The organism is Pseudoalteromonas sp. BMB (assembly GCF_001709235.1).
Lineage (GTDB): Bacteria > Pseudomonadota > Gammaproteobacteria > Enterobacterales > Alteromonadaceae > Pseudoalteromonas > Pseudoalteromonas maricaloris.
This window is the reverse complement of sequence record NZ_MBQA01000173.1, coordinates 1-22,819: the sequence shown is the minus strand read 5'-3', so window position 1 is coordinate 22,819 and position 22,819 is coordinate 1. Positions and strand designations below refer to the sequence as shown.

Here is a 22,819-nt window from a genome sequence, read left to right as displayed (position 1 = left end):
TTACTGCGCAACTTTTCGTTGCTGGAAGTACTCTTTTAATGGGATCAACAACACTAACATGGCAAGCGCAAATATGCCTAAAGTTAATGGCCGCTCCCAAATAAAGCTAATAGAGCCATCCGAAATCATCATGGCGCGGCGGTAATTACGTTCGATCATATCGCCAAGAATAAACCCAAGGAGCAAAGGTGCCATCGGGAAACTCAATAATCTCAGCACCACCGCCACCAAGGCAAAACCGACCATCATAAACAAATCAAAGGTATTAAATGACACCAGATAAACGCCAATCAAGCTAAAGAATAAAATCATCACCGTGAGGACCGAGCGTGGCAGGGTCAAAGCCTTTGCAAAATAAGGGATCAGTGGCAAATTTAAAATCAGCAGCACAATGTTGCCAAAATACATGCTCACAATTACCGACCAAAATACCGTAGGATTGTCCTGCATTAACGTAGGACCCGGCTGAATACCATAAGCGATCAGCGCCCCTAACATAATCGCAGTGGTGCCAGAACCCGGGATCCCAAGCGTTAACAAGGGCACAAACGACCCAGTACAAGCAGCATTGTTTGCCGACTCAGGTGCCGCTAAGCCGCGGATTTCACCACGCCCAAAACGCTCACGAATGGCTTTTGGTGCCAAATTTCGCTCTGTCGCATAAGCCATAAAACTCGCAATCGTTGCGCCTGCTCCCGGCAATACACCAATGATAAATCCTAAAATCGAAGAGCGCCCCACAACTGGCGCCATTTCTTTCACTTCAGCGCCTGATAATTTTGTTGAGCCAATAACGGGGGTGTCATCATCATTCGAACCTTGATTAGCTTTTTCAGGACGGATCACGTTGATCAGTGCCTCAGACAATGCAAAGGTTGCCATTGCGACCAACAAAAAGCTTACGCCGTCTAGCAAGTCTGCCTGACCAAAGGTAAAACGCTCAGTTCCAGATGAAGGGTCTATTCCCACCGTTGACAGCATCAAGCCAAATACAGTCATCATCATAGCTTTTAAAAATTGCCCTTTTGCAGAAAAAGCAGCAATCGCAGTCAAGCCCAAAAACATCAACATCACATAGTCTGGAGACTGAAAACTTAAGCTCACTTTTGCAAGCAGTGGTGCGGCTATCATAAGCATCAACGCACCAATCGTTCCGCCAGTAAATGAAGCATAAGCGGCAATAGCCAAAGCCTTACCCGCATGCCCTTGTTTTGCCATTGGATAACCGTCAAATGACGATGCCACAGTACCAGCTACACCGGGAGCGTTAATCAAAATAGAGGAAGTCGAGCCACCAAAAATTGCGCCGTAATATACGCCCGCCATTAAGATCATACCGGAATCGGCACCGATGTTGTAAGTGATAGGGATCATCAACGCAATCGCCGTGATTGGCCCTAAGCCGGGCAACATGCCGATAAAAGTACCGACAAAGCAGCCAACAATTACGTACAGTAAGTTTTGCCACATAAAGGCCGTGGACAGGCCAACTAAAATACCGTCTAACATGGCTTAACTCCAAAACTCACCTGGAACCAGATAGATCCCAAGTAGCTGCGTCATAATGGCCCAAAACACGATAACCACAGGTACTGACGCCAATAACAAAATTTGTTTACGTCGCTCACCCATAATTAAAAAGCCACAGCCTAAAAACAAAATGGTCGAGACAATAAACCCGAGTTCCTCAAGCACACTGCTGTAAATAAGCATCAATACAATCAGTGCAGCACATTGAGCTATGGTTGCCTTGGAGATAGTCTCCGCTCCTTCACGTTTATCAAGCGCAGGGACGCCTTTAAACAGTGTTGCGGCAATCGACAAAAGACAAACAACAATGCCAATCAGCGCGTATACCTTAGGCAAAGTTGCTGAGTTTACCGCCTCGTATTCTTCAAAAGGCATAATCGGGATTTGCCAAGCAGATACCGCATAGAGTGAAAACAGAATTAAAAACAGCACTGGGCCTAACAATTCTCGGTTTAACATAGTGAATTACCCACTTTTAGGTGGTGCAGTAACCTCACTGCAGCCACCTATTTAATTTAATCAGCGTCTAACGAAACCCAATTCTTCCATCACCACTTTCAGCTGCGCTTCTTGTGCCTCTAGCGCCTCAATAAACTCGTGCTGTGGCTTAAATAGATTCAACCAACCGTTGCGTGCACGCACAGCTTCCCACTCTTTGCTTTGCACCAGCTTTTGTAATCTCACGGTATATTCGTCGAGTTTTGCTTGGGGGAGATCCGGAGCCGCAAAAAAACCACGCCAGTTAACAAATTCCATGTCATAGCCTAGAGACTTCAGGGTTGGGATCTCTGGATAGTCCGCGATAGGCTCTGGCGCAGTAACAGCAAGAATGCGCGCCTGACCACTTTTTGCCATGTCGAGCGCTTCACTTAATCCGGTCGAGAGCATCTTCACCTCGCCAGACAATAAACCGGCCTTGGCTTTGCCACCGGCATCGTAAGGAATGTAACGCAGCTTGCGACCGTCAACGCCTGCCGCTTTTACTGCTTGTGCTGCAACGAGATGATCCATACTGCCGCGAGCAGAACCACCCGCAACGGTCACAGAGCCCGGGTTTACTTCTAGACGAGCAATCACCTCCTTCCAGCTCTTAAAAGGCGAATCATCACGCACCACGAATGCACCATAATCGGCAATTACGCTGGCAACGGGCGTTAAATCACGATAACTGTAAGGGATCTTACCCGACAACGCACGCAGCACGATTGGCGTTGAATTAACCATCAACATATCGCCTTTTTTATTGCCCGATTCAATCAAATAAGCAATAGCACGGCCGCCACCACCGCCTGACATATTCTGAAACGACGCATTGGACTCAAGCCCTGATTTCACTAACGCCTCGCCCACAGCTCGAGCAGTGGTATCCCAGCCACCACCTGGACCACCGGGAATTAAAAAGTGGGTATCCGCTAATACCTGAGTAGACATCATCGCCACGCCAGCCATTGCTAACTTGAGATGCTTTAATGCAAACTTCATAACCTGCTCCCGTTAAAATAGATACTGCAAGCGTGCAGCAAAGCCAAATCCTGAATCTTCGTCACTAACCAACGCGGTACTTCCAGCTCCTGAAACATCCGCATAGACAAGGTTAACCATGAACTTTAAGCTGCTGGAATGGTAATAGGTACCGCCCAGTGTGTAGGCGTCGACTTGCGTGCCTTGCTTGGCGTTTTCAGCATCCATACTGGAAATACGCGCAACCAACTCCCACGCATTTTTTACCCCTTTAGGTTGCTTAAATACCGCAGAGCCTGCGGAATATTGTTTGTGTTCACCGGTCAAGAAATAGCTCAAAGACAAGTGATAACCCGAAATATCTCCCCCATCTAAAGCAGAAGTAGGGTCGAGGGTATCTAAGTTGCGTGTGGCATATTCGGCCTCAAGCATAAAGGCGTTGTGTTGATAAGCGAGCTCTAACCCGGCTTGTGACATGCTATCAAGGGCAACTACATCACCGCCTGCAGCATAATCCACGAGGCGCACTTTGGCTTCGCGTACTTCACCGCGAGCAAGGCGATTACCCAGCGTTGCACCGCCCATATCACGGTACGAACCCCAACCACCTAAATGTAGGGCTTTACCGGGAGTGTGTTGCGACCAAGTCAAACGCCCCGAATAGGCAAGTGCCAGACGGTCATCTTGGTCACGCCCAGATGCACCAAAAGCGTCGTTTTTATATACCCCTAACGCATAGCGAAAACCGGAATCTTTAAAATATTGATAAGCTGATGCGCCCCAACGAAAGTAAGGAGAAAACGTATCAGCGATAGAGCTGCGCTCTATGGTATTGATGTGTTTGCTGCTGGTGAGCGCATTTAGGGTGATATCTTCTCTTAATTTACCGAACTGAAAGCGCGGGCCGTTGTTCCAACCGGTATAGCGCACTCTTACTGTGACTATCTCGGCATCGCCTTCAGCAAAATCGAGTAGCAACTTATGCTCCCAATCGCCTTGATCACTCTCTACATAGGTGCGGATCCGACGCGGGAAAAAGTCGCTGGCGGCATTACCCTTATTATCGGCGCTGTATGCACCACTAAAATGGTTAAAATCGAGTTGTACACGCCCGCCAAACTCAAGGTTCAGTGATTTATTGGACTGTAATTCCTTTAATTGCGCTTCTAGCTTTGCAACCTTGCTGGCTAGTGCTTCATCTTGTTGTGCCAAAACGGGGCAAGCAGTTACCGCAATTAATGACATTGCTGCAACTGGCTTCATTATTGTTGTTCTCATTGCTCTGTACTCATTTGTCTTAAACGTATTGTGACTAGCGACTACAACCTGCTATCAAGTACGAGCTTATTGTTAACCCTCAATTAACCATAGATTGCGGAAATAAGTTGATTAAGTTGAGTAAAGCGCGTTTTATGCATAAAGGTCATGAGCAATATGCACAAAACCAAAAGTAGTGAGGAAATAAATAACGAGTGAAGCGAAAGTATGACCGCTGCGTTAATCAAAATATCTAAGATGTGGATGGTGAATTAACCTAGCTTTTCTCTGAAGCTCTGGAAACGGTGAGCCTACAAGGCTCAATATAGAATAATACTTTGCCCCCTAGAATAAGCAGAAATAAGACATACAACACACCAAAAACCATCACATTAATAAAACAATACACTCAATAAATTTAAATTTGGTGTAATTCCAACCTCTTATATCTAAATAAGAATTATTTTCAAAAAGAACGTTGACAGCCCCTCAAATCTAATTGATAATCACTATCAACAAGACGAGAGTGACGGCTCAACTTGTTATCACAATAGTTTCTTGACCCGAAACAAGGCTGGTATCCACAACTACCAAGGACGTTAGCAGGCACTTGCATTGCTCCTCGTATTTAGACGCTAACTCCACTTTTTACTTGCTACATTGCTCATATCGGTGACGGTAGATATGAAATCAAAAAGCCCTGCTCAGGGCTTTTTTTATGCCCAAAATTTATTTTTACTTCGGTATTTCCTAGAAAAACAGCCACATTAATATTAATGAGAATTATTTTCAAAAAAGTATTGACTCATTGTTAGATCTAACTGATAATCACTATCAACAAGACGGCAACGTGTTGTTTCGCTAACTCAGTTAGTAAGGTTGATAGTTGTAAAGCCCTGTCTACCTGATGTATTCGCTACCTTGAGATTGGCATTAGTACTCTAGTTTGTTTCTCGACCCTGAAACACGGCTGGCCAACGTTAATGGCTTGAATGAGCTTAATTCAGTCGCCCCTAAACCTGACTAAGTTTATTCTCACAATTTACTTGCTACATTGCTCATATCGGTGACGGTAGATATGAACGTAAAAAGCCCTACTCAGGGCTTTTTTTATGCCCAAAATTTATATCTATTTTCAGCACTTACCGAAAAACAGTCGCACAAATATTAATGAGAATTATTTTCAAAAAGGTATTGACCTAACGGCTAATCTAATTGATAATCAATATCAACAAGAGGACATACTCTTGCTGATTCGACCCTGAATCGTGTTGTCGGTGATGTGCTACAACGCCCCTTGATGTGTATCACTGGCAACCACTTTTTACTTGCTACATTGCTCATATCGGTGACGGTAGATATGAATCAAAAAGCCCTGCTCAGGGCTTTTTTTATACCTACATTTTCTATCAGCGTTTGTTCAGCTGTAATGTCGTGTAATCGTTTTCTTTTACTAGAATCCGTATCATTCTATTTTTCCAAAAATAACAATAATATGAACGCTCGACGCTACCGTTATAACATGTTGTTAAGCCTGCTGCTGCTGGTAGGGTTTATTTTCACCAGCTGGATAAGTATCGAGCATGCTAAACAATCGTTGTATAAAGGGGTGAGCGATGATGCTCTGCCACTCACCAGCCATCTGATTGATTTAGACATACAAAAACGGCTTCAAGCTCCAATTATTGTTTCTCAGCAAATGGCAAATAACGTCTTTATTAAACGTTGGCTAACGTCTTCAAAGCAAGACCCTACGCTTATTTTCACCTACTTAGAAGATACTCGAGCATTACATCACGCAAAAACGAGCTTTTTAGTGGATGACAAGAGCCTCACTTATTACCACTTTGATGGTAACACCCAGCAGTTAGACATTCGCGCCAAACAAAACGATTGGTACCGAGAAAGCCTGCATAGCGATACTGACTATGCGCTCAATGTTGATATAGACCCAAGAGATAACAACGAAGCCATTGTTTACGTCAATCATAAAATAAAGCAAAACAACGATGTAATTGGCGTTGTTGGGGTTGGTATCTTATTGGCTGATTTACATAATTTAATCGAACAATACGAAGCCAGCTACGCACGCAAACTGTACTTTATTGACCACAAAGGCAGGCTCTTATTTTTTAACGATCAGACTCTATCTGGCACCAGTATTCATGATCGTTTTCCAACCCAAGCAACGGCGCTGCTCAATCAATCCGAATATCAATTTCGGTTGGAAACCGACGACCATGCCGAGTTTGTCCATTCGCGCTATTTGGATTCTATAGGCTGGTATTTAATTGTTGAGCAAACAATAGATAAATCCAGTGGAATAAACGACATACTCACAACCAATTTATGGGTAGGGAGCCTAGTCACCTTATTAATATTGGCCGTGGCGCAGTTGACGTTTAATCACTATCAAAAACGCTTAGAAAAAATGGCGAAATACGACAAACTCACCGATACCTTTAATCGCCAAGCCTTTGAGCCACAGCTTCAGCACCATTTAGCGAAAGCGCGTACCCAATCAACCCCAGTAGTGATGTTGATGATGGACATTGACCACTTTAAACAAGTGAACGATCAACATGGCCATGTGGTAGGCGACAGAGTGCTGCAATGCTTCTCCAACGTATGTAAACGCCAGATAGAAAACAACGGTTTGCTGTGCCGCTGGGGGGGCGAAGAGTTTATGGTATTGCTACCCAAAGCGACGTTAGAGCAAGGAATTGCGATTGCTGAGAAGATCCATGTTGCTCTAGAGCAGGCGGAATGTGAGGTCAAAGTGACTGTCAGTATTGGCGTTGCACAATACCATATTGATGAATCAGAAGATGGTTTTATAAAGCGCGCCGATGCCGCGCTCTATCGTGCCAAACAAGGCCGGAATCAAACCAAATTCGCCGCTTAGCGGCGATTCTTACGCGCTCTTGCGCGGCGCTGACGTTTTTCGTCTTCACGCGCGGCCTTTTTAGCCTCAGCTTGTGCTCGTAACTCAGCAACCATTTCTTCTTCCGACTCTCGCATTTCCGGCGTTTCCATCGTGATCTGCCCGATAACAGCATCGCGCAATTCGTTGATTAAAATCTCCGACATCTTATGCGTATCGACCTGATTGCCACCCTTTACACAACCGCGCTTGCGGCCAGCCATCTCGATAAATGTCCAATCACAGTCCGGTAATTCGTCGAGCTTGTAACGTGCTTTTAAAAGCTCTGGATATGAACCTAGCAGATATTCAGCGGTGTAGCTCGCCACTTCTTCATAATTGATAGCCGTATCGCGAATAGCACCCGTTGCCGCCAAACGATAGCCCGAGTTTTCGTTCTCAACCTTTGGCCACAACATACCCGGCGTATCGTAAAGCATAATGCCGTCTTCAAGCTTAATACGCTGTTGCGCTTTAGTTACCGCTGGTTCATTACCTGTTTTTGCAACAATTCTGCCAGCAAGGGTATTGATAAGCGTCGACTTACCCACATTTGGAATACCCATGATCATGGCTTTTAGCTGCTTATCTTGACCCACTTTATGAGGTGCAAGCTTTTTGCAAAGCGCATTAATACGCTGTACTTCATTCGCCTTATCATGACCAAACGCCAGCGCTTTTACACCGCTCTCACGTTCAAAATACTCCATCCACTGCTTGGTCAGTTCAGGATCGGCAAGATCCGCTTTATTCATGATTTTGATAACCGGCTTGTCACCACGTAACTGCCCTACCATCGGGTTTTCACTACTGTATGGAATACGAGCATCCAGCACTTCAATAATGACATCCATCTGCGGCATGATCTCTTTGATCTCATTGCGCGCTTTATTCATATGCCCTGGGAACCACTGTATTGCCATTATAACCACCTGTATTAATTAACTTTAAAAGCTCATATGTTGAACACCTTGCCAAACTCACATATACCATAACGTCGTTCGTACGAAGCGTGAAATATGTGTAGGATACAACATAGGGTACTAAACGCTTTTAATACAGCAGCAGTACCTCATCACTAAGTTGGCTATTCTACTATAAATTGACAGGATTGGGTTAATGGCTATGAATTCTGTTTAATTCGCGCATCACTCTCAAAATACTTGCCTATGTATCGCTGCTATGAGTAAAGTCAGCCCGCCCTCCTGACGGGTTTTGGCGCCCATCAATCACACCCAGAAAGCATAACTTCTTGGCGGGTGAACCGCTTCCCACGAAACTATTTGCACTGCGAATTGGGAGGCTATACTGATAGTTTTTGTAACCCTTGCAAAAAGCTTATTCCATCTTCCATCACACTTTTCATGGGTGGCAACTGTCTACCCGAGAATATTGAAAAAGTGGACTTCATCACACATCTACACTTAATTGCAGATATGGGAGATATGGAAATCACTGATATGGCCAGCTTGGTTTCTAGAGCAATAAAATAACAATTAAATTGAACTCGGAATATGGAGTTAACTTACTAATAGCTTCACAAGGCGTTTTGTTAGACATTAGCAGCGCAATAGGGAATTTACTCGCCTTGAATAATCCACTCACAAGTTGAGTGAATTATTCAAACTCAAGAACTCACAACGTAAACTTAGACAGCAGTGCCTCTTGTTCATGGGCGTTTTTCGCGAGTTCTTCGCTGGCATTATATTGTTTGTCTGAAAAGCTGCCGACCTCCACGCTAATATCGTTGATATGTATTGTATTTTTATTGATTTCTTCAATCACCACACTTTGCTCTTCTATGGCGGTTGCGATTTGAATATTGCGATCCATAAGCTCTTTTACTGCTTCTGAGATTTCTTCTAGCATATGTGTCGCTTGCTCGGTTTGTGACACACATTGCTGGGTTTTATCTCGGCTACTTCCCATAGATTGCTGAACTTGAATGGACGAGGCTTGGATCTGGTCGATCATGGATTTAATTTCGGTGGTAGATTCCTGTGTTTTTGATGCTAGAGAGCGCACTTCATCGGCCACAACTGCAAAACCTCGGCCCTGCTCTCCTGCACGTGCGGCTTCAATTGCAGCATTAAGTGCCAGTAGATTGGTTTGTTCTGCAATGCCATTAATGACCGAAAGAATATTCTCGATATTTTGACTATATTCTGCAAGTTGCGTACTTAGCTCGTACGATGCAGTAATATCGTCAGCCAAAGCATTAATTTGGCTTCGCGCTTTAAAGAATATCTCTTGCCCTTCGGAGGTCTTTTCATTTACTGAGGTGATAGAGCTTGCGGCTTGCTGCGCGTTACCCGCGATTTCGGTCGAGGTAGTGCTCATTTCATTCATCGCGGTAGCGAGGTTTTCAATTAGGCTAACTTGTTGATCAAGTTTCTGTGAGGAATGTGTCGACAGCTCTTTGGCGGCATCACTGCTTATCACCACATCGTCTGCACGTTCTTTTACGTTACTTACTAACCCATGCAAAAAGCCCAAGAACAAATTAAATTGTCGCGCTACCGTGCCGCACTCATCTTCGTTCACGATTTTTAAGCGCTGAGTTAAGTCACCGCCTCCACTTGCCATGCCGGTGATTGCAGATTCCAAATCCCGTAATGGTTGGAGTAAGTGAATTGCTAACGTCCGTACGCAGAATACTCCAATAGCCACGGCTAAAATAGCAATGATCAGGGAGTTTATAGTAATTTCAGTCAGTGTTTTGTAGGCTTTTGATTTATCTATTAATACCGCCAAATACCAGTCCGTACCATAGGTGTTATCAAGCGAGTGTAAGTAAAACAACCTTTTGCCTTCTTTGGTATCCACTTCTTGCAACTTATCTACGCTATCTAAGCGTAAAGCTGGATATACCTGTTGCAGTTTTTTGCCGTTAAATTCGGCCTGTTGATGAGAAATGACATTACCAGACTTGTCGACCAAAAAGGCATAGCCCGTGTTATCAAAGTTAACCTGATTGACACTATTGGCGATGGTTTTTAGGCTTAAATCTCCCCCAATTACCCCTTTAAAATTACCGTTCACTACAATGGGAGATACCACCGACAGCAATAACTCACCTGTCGCCGCGTCAGTATATGGACTGGTATAAACGGTTTTATTTTGGTTTTTACCAAGCTCATACCAAGCTCGCTCTCTAAAATCTACGCCCGGAGGATTTTTGCGAGTGGGGTTGTTCGACCTGAGCCCTTCCTCATTAGCCAAAGTACCAAAAGCCAGAAGAAACTCCTTTTTAAACACTGGTGTATTCAGTGCTTGTTGAAAGTTATCATCGCTAAAGTTTTGCTCTAACTGACTTTTTATCACATTAATTTGCGTTGCTTTACCGGCCAGCCAATTCTCTATGCTCACGGCAAGCAATTGCGTGCTATCCGTTACATAAGCATGGGTTTTGGTTTTTACCGAATCGCTAACAAACCAGTAAGTAGAAAGCGTCGTCGTGGTGATGATCAATAAGATCACTATGGCAGAAGTCACAGAGAACTTAGTGCGGATCTTCATATTCAACAGCCTGAATAAAAAGTGCTCGAATATCAAAAGTGTTGTCTATAATTCGATTATTGGCAACTGAGCGATGTAAAAACCATGAATTTTACTTTGAGCAACTCAACCGCACTGATTGGCCTAGCCTGTTTACTGACTTCTTCAGTAGCTTTAGCAGCCGATCGACCTATTACCATGGCCGACATTGAAAATCTTGAGCGGCAATTAGCTGATCTTAAAGCTCGGTTTATGACGCAAAATAGCGAACCAAAGGCCGCAGCTCCTGTGGCAAAATCAACACCACAAAGTGACCCCGTCAAACCACTTACCGAGCCCTCAACCACGCTCCAAACCTATGCCACAATACGCCCGACATTTGGCGTAATCAATCAAGATGACGCAAGTAACTGGGATGTTCGTGACGCCTTATCCCACGCAGGGATTAAAGTGACTCATGAATTTATGCCGGGCTGGCAGGCCGAACTTCATGGTGAATGGGGCATCGATCTCGCCAATGAAGGAAATTTTGGCAAGTCACGCCGTGCTTATACTGCGCTAGGTACACCGTATGGTAGATTTGGCATTGGCAAACAAAGGCCTGCACAGTATCTGTTTATTGCCGAATACGTTGATATTTTTAATCACGGTAGCAGCCCATTTGCTTACGATCCAGAGAGTATTTTTTTCGTTGATAATTTAGTTACTTACCGCTACGAATTAGGGCCAATGACGTTTATCGCTGCAGGCCAATTTAACGGTGACAAAGGCGATAACCAAACGGATTTATTCAACACTGGGTTAAGTTACGATAACGCAGGTTTACATGCGGCGATCACTTATCAACAAAACGATGTGTACGATAACGAGCAGCATATTGGCGAAAACCAACTTTGGTCTGGTGCGCTAGCTTATCAATTTACCTCCCGCTTTTACGCTGCCATGGCGTATCAGGACAAAGACTATCAACGCGTGGGCGCACTTGATTCTCGACAAGGCCACACCTTTGATCTTTCGTTGGCCTATCAACTCGCAAAACACTATAAACTCAAAACCGGATATTTTGATTTTGATGACGGTTACGGCAGTCATGATCCGCTAAATCAAAGCTTCGATGGCTACAATGTTACACTTGAGTGGCTACCAACACCGCCGCTCAGAGTGCACTTGGAGTATTTGAACAAGTCCTTCGACAACCAAGTCGATATGGACTCCATCTCCATTGGCTTTAGGTACGATTACAAGCAAGAGTGGCAATTTGATTAGCCAAGATCACAGGATCTAGGATAATAATTTTTCAATTTGGATTGATTTATACATCAAGTATTCAAGTGGGGGTGGTACACTCGCGCAAGGCTTTGAAGTATTCAAGTTTAAAGAGGCGGCATGAACCACTCTCCTATTCCACTCAATATTACCACGAGCGCCAACATCGAGAATATTGTTGTGCTGCATGGCTTGTATATGTCTGGCTTTGTGATGCGGCCGCTTAGCGCTCGTTTAGGTAAATCGGGCTACCGTATTCTCAATTTAAGCTATAACACATTAACGCCAGATATTGATGAGATCTGCACCGCTATTGATACTTTTGTTGACGACCGCCCCGCCGCACTCGTTTGTCACTCCATGGGAGGCTTAGTTGCAAGAGCCTATTTAGAGCGAGACTCTGTAGCGAGCAAGCAAGTAAAGAAAGTGGTAACCTTAGGGACACCACATAAAGGCAGTGCTATTGCCAAGCATATCCACGACAAGGGGCTGGATCTACTGTTAAAAAACAGTGTGGAGTTTTTATTATCGAACAATCAAGATTGGCCTTTCGACGCGAAGCTTTACAGCATCGCTGGTGACCTACCCATTGGACTAATGCCACTGCTTCAAAAGGGCAGCCAATCGGATGGCACTGTGTTGTTAGAAGAAACCAAGCTCAATGGCATGGCCGAGCACAAAGTGTTTCATCTCAGCCATACCAGCTTAATATATTCCCGAGCCGTGATGGAGTATATTTGCAAACAGCTAGCCGACTAAATCAAGCCGTAGTAAGACATTCAGTATCGTCTTCTACTTGTGCAACAACATTAACATCATGCTTTGGTGTTGTTAAAATTTCCCCATCTAATAATCTAAGCTGCGTTGTCGCTCTATCCGCATAACGAGATTCGTGAGTCACCATACATATCGTTGTGCCATTTTTATTAAGATGCTCTAGTACTTCCATAATCTGATCACCGGTATTGGAGTCTAAGTTTCCTGTTGCTTCATCAACTAACAGTATTGCAGGATCTGCTACTAGAGCTCTGGCTATAGCAATTCGCTGCTGCTGTCCCCCAGAGAGTTGATTCGGTTTATGTTGAGCGCGATGCGTCATGTTAACCATTTCCAAGCACTTATTTACACGTTCTTCAATTTCAGTATTGCTTAGTTTCTTATCTCGATAGCGTAAAGGTAGTGCTACATTATCAAATACCGAAATTTCATCAATAAGGTTAAATGATTGGAAAATAAACCCTATTTTACTATTTCTAATTTCTGCAGCTTCATCTAGCGATAAATTAGCAACATTAACACCTTCAATCATATACTCACCTCCTGAAGGCATGTCCAACAAGCCAAGTAGAGATAGTAAAGTAGATTTACCACAACCTGAAGGGCCAGATATAGAGACATAATCACCAGCAGAAATGGTAAGGTTAATGTCTTTCAATGCGTGTGTTTCCATATCCTCCGTTTCAAAAACTTTCGAGATATTCTTCATTTGAATTTTTATTTCGCTCATGTTTCTATTCCTACTGATAATTCTGTTTCTTATTTACTGTTTGATAAGCAATTCTGATGTCGTATTTTTCAGGTTAGAAAGATCAGAAATGATAAAAACATCATTCGGTTTCGCCCCTGAAATAATTTCTATGTAACGCCCAGCTTGTCTGCCTAGCTCCAATGTTTTCAACGTTGCCGATGTATTGTCTGTTGCCAAATGATAAAGAGATACTTCACTGTGAGGCCTGACATTACCAGGCCGTTTAATATAGCTGACCTGCTTCAAAGTATCGGCAATTATACTGGCATCTACATTAAGCTGAGGCCTCGCACTCTCTGGTAACTCTTCAGGTAATGCGACTTCAACCTCGACCGTGTTATCCTCAACTATTGGGTCAATTCTCGTCACTGTACCTGAAATAATATCGCGTCGAGTATTTATCATAGCTTTTTGCCCCACTCGTACTTGCTGAACTTGGCCTTGCGGTACTCGGATGAGTGCAATGAGATCGGTCACGCTACCAATTAGTGCTATCTCCTGACCTGGCGCTAGGCTTTGTCCTAATTCGACGGAGAGTCGTTGTAACACCCCAGAAAATCCAGCCTTCACTTCAAGACTGTCTAGTCTAGCCTGACGAATATTAAGTTGACCTTGTTGCTGTTTGACACGCTCTTGTTGAATATTAACGGATTCTTGATGTACCTGTTTTAATTGAGCTATTCGCTGCTGCAAGATATCTATGCGCTTGGCAAGCTGATCTTCTTCTAATACGGATTCTTGATATGCTAATTGTGAGACGATGCCCTGCTCAATTAACTTTGCCTCGGCTTTACGATTTAGCATTGCTGATTCATGACGCGCTTTCAATTCCGCTAAATTAGCAGCTTCATTTAAGATTTCTCGCTGGTTATTCAGCTTGAGCTGGCGCAAGTTAGCCTTAATCTGAGCCAGCTCTTGTTTTGCATTCTCGACATCTTGGGCTAGTTCTGGGTTTTCTAGTCTGACGATAACGCTATCTGCAGATACGCTAGCCCCCGGCTTTAGCACTATTTCTTTCACCGTTGCTTGTGCCAACGTCGTGATCAACTGCTGCTTATCTGAGCTCAATACTCCATATCCTTCAGTGATCACTTCCAAATCACCAAATTCGACGCGCTCAATAAGGACATCACTTCGAGAAACGGACACTGCACTTGCAGTTTGCATTGCCCAAACAAGTAAAGCAGCCAATATCAATATGGCGATTACCAGCATTTGATATTTTCCTCGTGCCCCTGCTTTTTTTACTTTCGTTTTAACTACATCCACAAATTTTCCCTCTCAAAAACGACACACTTATCTAATCTACTCACACTATTGACTATCACGCAAAGAGCGAATTGGGGGAGCATTGATTATAGGGCGTAAAGGCCAATAGCAAGCAAATAAAGTCATCATGCTCACAAGTACTAAGGTCGCAGGATACATAACAATTACTTGTGGGTTAACGTAATCAACTAATGCATCAGAGAAAGTAATGTATAGCCCCAGTAATGCTCCTAGGCTTAGAGCTACACCTTTAACCACTGAACCTGCATTACCACTAACAATAAGTGCAATAACATCTTTACGTTTAGCACCAATAGCTAAGCGAGTACCTAACTCAAATTTACGCATTTGTGTTGCATACGATAAAATACCGTACAAACCGATCGTTGCTAGGAAAAATGTCAAAACTGCAAGAACGGCGCTGGTCACTGCCGTGGTATACTGAGTAAATAGTAATGTGTCACGTTGCTCATTCAAAGTTGTCAGCTCTACCAAATCAAAACGACTATCCACGGCTTGTTGAGTGCTAACGAGTAGCTCACGAGATAGCAGCTGACCAGTTTCTAGCTTTAAGACAAATCTTGCAGAAGCTCGTGTTGATATTCGATATGCTTCCATCGCGACCTCTGACTCTGCAGGCATTTTCACGCCTTTAACCACGCCGCTTACAGTAAATAACGTATCACCAATTCTGATTTTTTCACCAATAGCGCTACCATCTGGCGCAATTTTATTTGCATATACATCGTTGATAATAATAACAGCACGTTGGTCACGTACATCTGCTGCACTATAGTAATCACCTTCCAACAATGGCTGAGCAATTATCTGAAAGTAACTTTCATCGACTTCGCGGCTGCGCACAATTAGCCTTTCTTGACTTTTTTCAATTACTTGAATTCTATTGCTAGCAGAATGTAATGGTGATGTCGCTTGTGCAATATCAGTAACTTGTGGTAACGACAGAAGTTTACTTTTTAGCTCTTCAACCATCGCTCGACGCTCTTCAGCTGACACGCTATCCGTAGCATTTATTCTTGAACTCACAGTCCAAAGGTTTTCGGTTTCAAACCCCAGTGGCTGCTCAATAACTTCTAGGGAGTTTCGCAATAGACTTATGTTAATAAAAACCAATAGTGTCACGATAGTAACTTGAGAAATAACCAACAACGTACGTACTTTTTGTGATACCTGAACACCAGTTCCTTTACCACTGGATTGCAAAGTCGCATTTAGAGTACGGTAATTAATCATATTGGCACTCAGTCGCGCAAAAAACACACCGAGAATCACAGCGACTAACAGGGCTGAACCCAGTGTCACGCCACTCATCGTAAGTTCATCAACTCGTGGGAGACGCAAGGCTAAATATTGCTGTAAGACCCAAAACCCACCTTTAGCCACAATCAAAGCAACAATAATTGACGCAGAGACTAACAAGGCTGATTGTGCTAATAGCGCATGAAATAAGTGACTTTTCTTAGCGCCTACTGCTGCTTGAATCGCAAGCTGTCGCTGCTGTTCAGCCGTTCTTGACATAAACAGATTGGTAATATTGGCACAAGCGACTAATACTAATCCGATGATGCCAACCAACAGCATTAGAATGGTACTTTGGTTGTTGCCTAATATAGCGTTATTGAATGACTGCAGTTCGGTATTGATACTCCAACCATTAAAGAACTGATTGTCTGAAATATTTTCTCGCCACTCGTCATTAATCAGCGTGGTTAATGTTTGTTCGACTTGGGAGTTGCTTAATAAGCTATCCAGTTTACCTACAAACTGGAACCGGCCACTGAACATGCCTCGTCTTTCTCTATAATCAGCGTTGAGATTTATCGGGTTATAATCCCAAGGTAAAAATATATCTGTCTTTCTGCCTACTTGATACAGCTGCGGTTCAATAAAGCTCTTATCTAGCACACCGACAACTCTAAAGTTCGTTCCACCAATCGTTACGGATTGCTCTAGAATACCAGCATCTCCTGAAAATTCATTTTGCCATACATCAAAGCTTAAAATGGCAACAGGATTGAAGCTATCTTTCTCTTCCGTCTGTTCAAACTTTCGTCCCAAAATCATCTTGGCACCTAGCAAGTCAAACAAGCCGGGAGAAGTATAAGTTGTATTAAGCGAGGGTTGAGTTGATAACGAGCTCAGTACTCCTTCCCTATAATCAAGCATCGCTGACTGGCTAAACTGTTTTTGATTGTCATAAAGATTAACCAAGTTGCCTAAATTGAAATCGGGATTCGCGTCCTGCTTCTTTTTCTCATCAACTGTGTAAGCATTTAAACGATATAAACTGTCTTGTTCTGGGTAAGGTAATGGCTTAGCGATTACAACATAAGCAAGCGTCAAAATAGTCAGTAATGCCCCTAAAGTCAGACCCAGGGTGGTCACTACAGTTAAAGCGAAACCTTTCTTTTTGTATAATCCTGCCCAAGCTTGCTTTAGTAGATAAATGCTATGGTTCATCTCGTTATATCCTGTTGTTACTATGTGGCTAAGAATAGCCTTACAATTTATTTACTCTAATTTACACCATGCTAATAACGTACCATATTTATCTATTTTCGGATCTTTTTCTATAGGTAAAAAAAGATCAATAATTTCAGCAGATGGAAAATTAAAACCTTATTTATCAAATAAATAGAGTTTAGGAACGAGATGCTTTTGGATGTGGTAGGGTGCATGTGAAGAAAGGCAATATAGAGCATGCGTCCATGGTTGAATTCACACCGTCCGATACCGGAATCGAACCGTCCGAAATCGAGCGGTTCTCTTATTGTTGACTCTAATTTTCGGAATAAAGAGAGAGTGCAATCAAGTGCTTTTATCTACGTTTTTTAACTTTGTTGTGGCAAAGTGATGGTAACAGTAACTCCACCCGATAGGTTATTTTCAAGATCAATTTTGCCTTGGTGTTGCTCTATCGTATTACGGCAAAAGCACAAACCAATCCCCTGTCCTTCTGGCTTAGTTGTAAATAAGGGAACAAATGAATTTTCAAGATTCGCAAACCCGTGTCCATTATCTACCACCTTTACAAAACTACGTCCTCTTTCCTCATGAAAACTGAGTGTAACGATATTCGCTCCTGCCTCATCTGCATTTTTTATCAAGTTGATCAAAACCTGTTCGATTGCTGACTTATCAACGTAAATTTGCTGGATTTTAACAATCACCTCAAATTGAAGATGAGAAAATAACCCTGTTAAGCGCTCTACCAACCGCTCTGTCGAGACTACTTCATATTTTAAAGTTATTTTTTTGGACAAAGAAGCATAGTGGTTTATAAAATTTAATAATAACTGGCAACGTTCAGATATCAATGCCAACGCTGCCTGATCACGCTCATTATCTACTCTCGCAGCAAGGGTCTCAGCTATGGTTGAAACGGGCGTAAGCGAATTGCGGATTTCGTGACCCATTACATTTATCATCAGTTGCCATGCTTTCACTTGGCTACTTCTAACTGCAGATTCAATGTTTGTGAAAACTAATAACTGATGTATCAGCCCCGAATCGATAAAAGCACTTTGATTAATTTGCCACCGTTCGCTTTGATTCTGGTTTTGAGATTTAAGCTGCCAGCCGGACTTGGTATTGCGTAAGCCGAGTAACTTGGTTGAAGCATGTTTATACCGTTGCCATGGTTGACCATCATATAGTTGGCTAAAGGCACCATTTGCATAAACAAGTTGATATTTGTGATTCAACACCATCACCGGATTATCTTGTTGATCAATAAGCTGATAGACCAAAAAAGCATGCTGATCATACCGTTGTTTCTTCTCCGATAATTCTTGGCTAAACTCTCTCAAATGCAGATGGAATTTGCCCACAACCCCTTTTGGAAAAGCCGGCTTGGCATATTGTTTGTAGTCTTCCTGACGGATCGCTTCAATATGTAACAAAGCACGCTGAAAACTGGCCACAATGACATTTCTAAAGCGAACAATCGCAACGATATAACCAAGAGCAAGTAAACTGGTAACGATCACTATTTTCCAAGCCCAAAGTTCCAAATGCCACATAAAGGAAAAAATGAGCAGTAAGAACAACGCAGAAAATAGGGTCAACCAAAAAGTAATAAACCCTTCTAGCGTTTTACCGTTGAATATCATCGTACTTTTCCAAGCGCCGATATAAAGATGACTTAGTTAGACCCAACAATTTTGCTGCTTGAGTGATATTATGATTGGTCTGTGCAAGGGCCTGCTTAATTAAACTGCGCTCAGCTTGCTCAAGTGTCATCATTGAAATTTTTTCGGATGCGCTAGTCATTTTATCTGTATTACGCGTCTGTATCGCTAAATCGCTATCGGTAACTTGCTCAGACTTTGTTAGCAGTACCGTGCGCTCCATAAGATGGCTGAGCTCTCGCACATTTCCGGGCCAATGATAACTCTGTAGAGCACACTGTGCTCGACTATCTAACGCCATTGGTGGCTTTTGATATTTTCGCGACAGCTTATCTAAAAAATGCTGGGCCAACGGAACAATATCTTGCTCTCGCTCGCGTAGCGGTGGAACATGAAACTCCAAAGCATTTAGTCGATAAAACAGATCTTCCCTAAATAAGTCCCTACTAATCTGCTTTTGAAGATCGGCGTTAGAAGCACTGATGATACGAGTATCCATCTGTCGAGTCAGGCTTGAGCCCAACATTTCATACTGACCAGACTCAAGTACACGTAATAGTTTTGCTTGCTGAGAGAGAGGAATATTGGCAATTTCGTCTAAAAATAGCGTTCCTTTATTCGCTAGCTCAATCCTACCAAGACGGTTACTTTTTGCGTCAGTAAATGCCCCTTTTTTGTGGCCAAACAGTTCACTTTCAAATAAATTTTCCGCAATAGCCCCCATATTTACCGAGATGAAAGGGCCAGAGCAACGCTGGGAAAGAGCATGTATTTTCTCGGCAAGAAAGCTTTTACCTGTACCGTTTTCACCACTTAGCATTATATTGACATCGGTATCCGCCACATTCTCAATTTGAGCCATCAATTGCAACATGGCAGGTGAGCGCCATACATAATCATATTTAACAAACGGTTCCAAACGCTGTTGTAACTTTTGGTTTTGGGATTGTAGATCAGATAACGTCAATTGATGTTTGATAACTTGCAGTAAACGTTGATTTTGCCAAGGCTTTTCAATGAAATCACCAGCACCTAACTGCATAGCCTTGACTGCTAGCTCGACATTAGACCACGCTGTCATCGCCACAACTGGCACTACAAACTCTGATTTAGACAACCAAGATAAAAACGCTAGTCCTTCTTCTCCAGAAGTAATATCTCTGGAGTAATTCATATCCAGCAAAATCAAATCTATACGTTGCTGCTTTAGGACCTCTCGCGCTTGATCTGGACTATTCGCTTCAAAAGGTATGTAACCATTATCCTCAAGAGCAAAACTTGTACTCAAATATATGTCATGCCGATCATCAACAATTAAGATATGCGGTCTATTCAAACTCTTCCTTTATTATCAGCTTACCTAGCAAAGAACGCTCAATGAGGCTGCCTTTCAAACACAAATTGAAGAATTATGATACACAGGCTGTTAACAGGGTCAAGAAGCTTAATCGATTGATTAAGCTTCAATATATGAGGCCTCACATTTGACTTAATGGCTTTTACAACATATCAGCCATGTTTAACCTCACTCACTGAGTAACGTATCTGAGTAGTCTGCTTCTTCATGTAATACCTCCTGTTGACTACCCAACCCTAGCAGCAGTTCCACATCCGTCAGTTGTCCTAAAATTGAATGATGATCTGCTGCTAAATCGGACGTTCTAATTGGGCTTACCAATAAATCACTCCAACCGTAGTCTGTAGGTATATTGCTACTTCGAGTTTGTGTTGCTCGATATAAAGTTACCTTGATTTTCTCAGTTAACTTAGCGGGCTCGTAACTCAAATAACCATGAATATCAGCTTTATAGACTCGGTAAAGGGTTGTGAATTGATCAGCATTCAAAGTCACACCATGCAATTCAAATAACTGACAAATAAAGTCAATACGATCATCAGCAGAAATACTCATCACCTGCTCACGATCAAACTGTAATTCAACACCATAGAGCTTAGCCAAGGTGATGCACAAGCCGACCAGCAAGCTATCTTCCTCTAACGGCTCTCGACTTTGCATTACCGAAGGCGCAATAGAATCGATCAAGCTTAGCGAAGCGACTTGCTCATTTCCCGCTAACAGTATTTGAGCCATAGCATACGCTACAACACCGCCATAAGAATGCCCAATTAAATGGTAAGGCCCCTCAGGTTGTACCTGTTTCATAGCAGCAATATTTACCCTAGCGACTTCCGACACACTATCTAATGGCTCACGTTTACCATCCAAGCCTACCGGCTGCAAACCATATAGCGGATGACTATCATTCAGCACGTTTGCTATTGGCTGTAATGACAACACATTTCCACCTGCTCCCGGTATAGCAAAGATAGGTCGCTGCTTGCCATGAGTTTGCAATGGTACAACAATATTAAAGCCTTGCTCTTGGTGACTTTTCAGCAGTTCGGCAAAGTCACCAATACTCGTATTTGAAAACACAGTGGATAAGGGCAAATTCTGACCAAACAGCGAATTTACTTTTGCCATCAACTTTACTGCTATCAACGAATGTCCTCCCAGCTCGAAAAAAGAGTCATTAATCCCTATCTGACTCGCATCGAGATCCAGCACATCAGCCCAAATGACAACCAATTTAGCTTCAACATCATTACGTGGTGCAATGTATGCTTGGCTTGATTCTAAATTCACTTGTAGTCGTTCAAGAGCAGTGCGGTCCACCTTACCATTTGGTGTCTGTGGTATTTCCCTGAGACTCATGTATGCCAATGGCAGCATATGATCTGGTAAAGTTGACTTTAAGAAGCTGTGCATACTATCTCGGGATAATTCTGTGACACTATCGGCTGTCGTTTGGCTGGCAACATAAAACGCAACTAGCTTATTTATACCTCTGTCCTGCTGCGCAACTACGGCACAATCTTTGACCATAGGATGTAAGTTTAGCTGCGCCTCTATTTCACCAATTTCAACGCGAAAACCTCGGATTTTAACTTGAGTGTCCACTCTGCCTAAGAACTCAATATTGCCATCTTCAAGCCAGCGCGCTAAGTCACCAGTTTTATACAAGCGGTGATTCGGGTTAAATCGATTGGTAATAAACTTTCCGTCAGTAAGCTCTTCTCGATTGAGATAGCCTCTTGCAAGTCCATCACCAGCAATATGAAGCTCACCAGGTACACCTATTGGCACTGGGTTTTCATGCTCATCTAGTATATAAATCTGAGTGTTATTTATGGGTTTACCAATAGGAACACAATGCAACTTTTTGTCTTTATCTTTCATTTTGTAATAGGTGGCGCAGACAGAAGTTTCTGTTGGTCCGTAAGCATTAATACATTCAAGATTATTGTCTAAATGATACTGTAAAACATGTTTATTGGCGGCTTCTCCAGCTGTGATTATGACCCTTAACGGTAAGCGCTGCTCCCCTATTGCAGCAAGATAAGAAGGTGTAATGGTAGCCACTGTAACTCGGTGGTAGTTTAAGTAATTCAAGAATTTTATCGGATCCCGTTTTTCCTCTTTTGGTGTAATCACCAACGTGGCTCCAGATAAAAGCGACAAATACATTTCATACACAGCACCATCAAAACAGATTGAAAAGTTTTGTAGCAGCCTATCTTCTTGTTGTATCGAAAGATCGGCTATTTGACTTAAGATCATATTGACCACACCCTGATGTTCAACCGCGACGCCTTTCGATTTACCAGTGCTACCAGATGTATAAATCACATAAGCAAGGTTATTAGGTCTCACGCACTGTTGCAGCTCAATCACATCGCCATATCGACTAATTGCACAGTTTGATATTTCAGCATATTGGCCATCTAATGTGATGAACCTAGTTTGAACTTTGACTAAAGAAGATAACCTAGAAAGCAATACATCCTGTGTGACTACTATGGGGGTGCCACAGTCAGCTAGCATATAATCTAATCTCTCTTCCGGGTATTCCGGATCAAGGGGAACATAGGCAC

At 42.9% G+C, this 22,819-nt stretch carries 15 protein-coding genes; 3 read left to right on the top strand and 12 right to left on the bottom strand.

The features are described from left to right. Genes BB427_RS15270 through BB427_RS15255 form a run of 4 tightly spaced genes read right to left on the bottom strand, consistent with a single transcriptional unit; the run spans window position 1 to window position 4,254 of the window. Window positions 1–1,509: a tripartite tricarboxylate transporter permease gene (locus tag BB427_RS15270; RefSeq protein ID WP_010606897.1), complete on the bottom strand. Its 1,509-nt coding sequence runs from the start codon at window positions 1,507–1,509 to the stop codon at window positions 1–3. Between the two features lie 3 nt (window positions 1,510–1,512). Then, window positions 1,513–1,989, bottom strand: a complete 477-nt coding sequence (locus BB427_RS15265) for a tripartite tricarboxylate transporter TctB family protein (RefSeq protein ID WP_069021683.1) — start codon at window positions 1,987–1,989, stop codon at window positions 1,513–1,515. 60 nt (window positions 1,990–2,049) lie between these two features. Beyond that, the gene (locus tag BB427_RS15260) at window positions 2,050–3,012 is read right to left on the bottom strand and encodes a Bug family tripartite tricarboxylate transporter substrate binding protein (protein ID WP_017218314.1); all 963 of its coding nucleotides are present in this window, start codon (window positions 3,010–3,012) and stop codon (window positions 2,050–2,052) included. A gap of 12 nt (window positions 3,013–3,024) precedes the next feature. Beyond that, on the bottom strand, window positions 3,025–4,254 hold the full coding sequence (locus BB427_RS15255) for an OprO/OprP family phosphate-selective porin (protein WP_069021681.1): 1,230 nt from the start codon (window positions 4,252–4,254) through the stop codon (window positions 3,025–3,027). A gap of 1,489 nt (window positions 4,255–5,743) precedes the next feature. On the opposite strand from BB427_RS15255, the gene BB427_RS15250 reads away from it, so the two are divergent. Continuing rightward, on the top strand, window positions 5,744–7,153 hold the full coding sequence (locus BB427_RS15250; RefSeq protein WP_069021679.1) for a sensor domain-containing diguanylate cyclase: 1,410 nt from the start codon (window positions 5,744–5,746) through the stop codon (window positions 7,151–7,153). Here the strand turns inward: BB427_RS15250 and ylqF are convergent. Continuing rightward, window positions 7,150–8,094, bottom strand: coding sequence for a ribosome biogenesis GTPase YlqF (ylqF, locus tag BB427_RS15245; RefSeq protein ID WP_069021677.1), 945 nt, complete (start codon window positions 8,092–8,094; stop codon window positions 7,150–7,152). The genes BB427_RS15250 and ylqF overlap by 4 nt on opposite strands. Before the next feature lie 712 nt (window positions 8,095–8,806). Further along, a complete protein-coding gene (locus BB427_RS15240) occupies window positions 8,807–10,690 on the bottom strand; it encodes a methyl-accepting chemotaxis protein (RefSeq protein WP_069021676.1) in 1,884 nt (627 codons plus the stop codon). An 84-nt stretch (window positions 10,691–10,774) separates the two neighbouring features. On the opposite strand from BB427_RS15240, the gene BB427_RS15235 reads away from it, so the two are divergent. Both BB427_RS15235 and BB427_RS15230 read left to right on the top strand, forming a co-directional pair. Then, window positions 10,775–11,935 (top strand): porin, encoded by a 1,161-nt coding sequence (locus tag BB427_RS15235; RefSeq protein WP_069021674.1) that lies wholly within the window; start codon window positions 10,775–10,777, stop codon window positions 11,933–11,935. A 120-nt stretch (window positions 11,936–12,055) separates the two neighbouring features. Next, entirely contained in the window at window positions 12,056–12,694 is a 639-nt protein-coding gene (locus tag BB427_RS15230; protein WP_069021672.1) for an alpha/beta fold hydrolase, read from the top strand. Window position 12,695: 1 nt separating this feature from the next. Here BB427_RS15230 and BB427_RS15225 read toward each other — a convergent pair whose 3' ends face one another. From BB427_RS15225 to BB427_RS15200, 6 genes are all read right to left on the bottom strand, one after another. Next, entirely contained in the window at window positions 12,696–13,442 is a 747-nt protein-coding gene (locus BB427_RS15225; RefSeq protein ID WP_069021670.1) for an ABC transporter ATP-binding protein, read from the bottom strand. 33 nt (window positions 13,443–13,475) lie between these two features. Then, window positions 13,476–14,732, bottom strand: coding sequence for an HlyD family secretion protein (locus BB427_RS15220; protein ID WP_069021668.1), 1,257 nt, complete (start codon window positions 14,730–14,732; stop codon window positions 13,476–13,478). A 45-nt stretch (window positions 14,733–14,777) separates the two neighbouring features. Continuing rightward, entirely contained in the window at window positions 14,778–17,213 is a 2,436-nt protein-coding gene (locus BB427_RS15215; RefSeq protein WP_069021666.1) for an ABC transporter permease, read from the bottom strand. A gap of 371 nt (window positions 17,214–17,584) precedes the next feature. Continuing rightward, entirely contained in the window at window positions 17,585–18,775 is a 1,191-nt protein-coding gene (locus BB427_RS15210) for a sensor histidine kinase (protein WP_254663651.1), read from the bottom strand. 73 nt (window positions 18,776–18,848) lie between these two features. Next, on the bottom strand, window positions 18,849–20,219 hold the full coding sequence (locus BB427_RS15205) for a sigma-54-dependent transcriptional regulator (RefSeq protein WP_069021662.1): 1,371 nt from the start codon (window positions 20,217–20,219) through the stop codon (window positions 18,849–18,851). A gap of 189 nt (window positions 20,220–20,408) precedes the next feature. After that, window positions 20,409–22,819, bottom strand: a 2,411-nt coding sequence (locus tag BB427_RS15200; protein WP_139119077.1) for a non-ribosomal peptide synthetase, incomplete at its 5' end; no start/stop codon positions are given.

What these genes read in the sequence shown, in the direction of transcription:
- BB427_RS15270 (WP_010606897.1), bottom strand. Translation starts at nt 1,509, where the DNA reads ATGTTAGACGGTATTTTAGTTGGCCTGTCCACGGCCTTTATGTGGCAA.
- BB427_RS15265 (WP_069021683.1), bottom strand. Translation starts at nt 1,989, where the DNA reads ATGTTAAACCGAGAATTGTTAGGCCCAGTGCTGTTTTTAATTCTGTTT.
- BB427_RS15260 (WP_017218314.1), bottom strand. Translation starts at nt 3,012, where the DNA reads ATGAAGTTTGCATTAAAGCATCTCAAGTTAGCAATGGCTGGCGTGGCG.
- BB427_RS15255 (WP_069021681.1), bottom strand. Translation starts at nt 4,254, where the DNA reads ATGAAGCCAGTTGCAGCAATGTCATTAATTGCGGTAACTGCTTGCCCC.
- BB427_RS15250 (WP_069021679.1), top strand. Translation starts at nt 5,744, where the DNA reads ATGAACGCTCGACGCTACCGTTATAACATGTTGTTAAGCCTGCTGCTG.
- ylqF (WP_069021677.1), bottom strand. Translation starts at nt 8,094, where the DNA reads ATGGCAATACAGTGGTTCCCAGGGCATATGAATAAAGCGCGCAATGAG.
- BB427_RS15240 (WP_069021676.1), bottom strand. Translation starts at nt 10,690, where the DNA reads ATGAAGATCCGCACTAAGTTCTCTGTGACTTCTGCCATAGTGATCTTA.
- BB427_RS15235 (WP_069021674.1), top strand. Translation starts at nt 10,775, where the DNA reads ATGAATTTTACTTTGAGCAACTCAACCGCACTGATTGGCCTAGCCTGT.
- BB427_RS15230 (WP_069021672.1), top strand. Translation starts at nt 12,056, where the DNA reads ATGAACCACTCTCCTATTCCACTCAATATTACCACGAGCGCCAACATC.
- BB427_RS15225 (WP_069021670.1), bottom strand. Translation starts at nt 13,442, where the DNA reads ATGAGCGAAATAAAAATTCAAATGAAGAATATCTCGAAAGTTTTTGAA.
- BB427_RS15215 (WP_069021666.1), bottom strand. Translation starts at nt 17,213, where the DNA reads ATGAACCATAGCATTTATCTACTAAAGCAAGCTTGGGCAGGATTATAC.
- BB427_RS15210 (WP_254663651.1), bottom strand. Translation starts at nt 18,775, where the DNA reads ATGTGGCATTTGGAACTTTGGGCTTGGAAAATAGTGATCGTTACCAGT.